The organism is Vibrio sp. 811, assembly GCF_033339195.1.
The window spans coordinates 1-781 of the sequence record NZ_JAWOUB010000296.1; the positions used below are offsets into that span (position 1 = coordinate 1).

Annotated in this window: 1 protein-coding gene and 1 pseudogene; both read right to left on the reverse strand. The window is 44.2% G+C overall.

Annotation, left to right across the window (positions count from 1 at the left end; genetic code table 11):
• The coding region (pyrI, locus tag R7Q46_RS26455; RefSeq protein WP_318078122.1) for an aspartate carbamoyltransferase regulatory subunit at positions 1–439 on the reverse strand (439 nt) is incomplete at its 3' end.
• A gap of 16 nt (positions 440–455) precedes the next feature.
• A pseudogene (locus R7Q46_RS26460) lies at positions 456–781 on the reverse strand (aspartate carbamoyltransferase); the annotation flags it as partial.

A 781-nucleotide genomic window follows, 5' to 3' on the forward strand; every position in this document is an offset into this window, starting at 1 on the left:
GTGAGAATACTTTCTCACAGTATTTGCACTTCAAACGAATCTCTTCTTTCTTCTCGAAAACTTTAAAACTGCTTTCTACTGGCTCGTTGTGAGAGATACAGTTTGAGTTTGGACACTCAAACACGTTGTTGATTTTCTCTGGCAACTCTAGAGCCAGTTTTTTCACGACTTCGTAGTTTTCGATTTGGTTTACCGTCGCGTGCGGTGCGTACAGCGCCAGTTTGCTTGCTTGTTCTTCATTGATGAACACGTTCTCAATCTTCAGCAAGTCTTTGTGACCCAAAGCTGAAGATGGCAAGTTCAGACCAATCGTTACACGTTGAGAAGAATTGTGCATATCGAACAATTTCAGCACTTTGATACCAATTTGTGCTGGAATGTGGTCGATGACGGTGCCGTTTTTGATTGCTTCTACCTGCAATTGAGTTTCTTTAGCCATGTTTTTGTCTCCTCGATTACAGTGTTTTGTTTAGAACCAAAGCCAACAGCGCTTGGCGAGCGTACACGCCATTTTGTGCCTGCTGGAAGTAGTACGCGTGTGGGGTTTTATCTACGTCTGTCGTGATTTCATCAACACGAGGTAGCGGGTGCAGTACTTTTAGATTTTCACGCGCGCCTTCCAATAGAGCCGCCGTCAGAATGTAAGCTGACTTGATGTGCGCATATTCAGACTCGTCAAAACGCTCTTTTTGAACGCGAGTCATGTAAAGAATATCGAGCTCAGGAATTACCGCTTCCATCTCTGTGTGTAGGCTGTATTCAATGCCAGCTTCATCGAGTT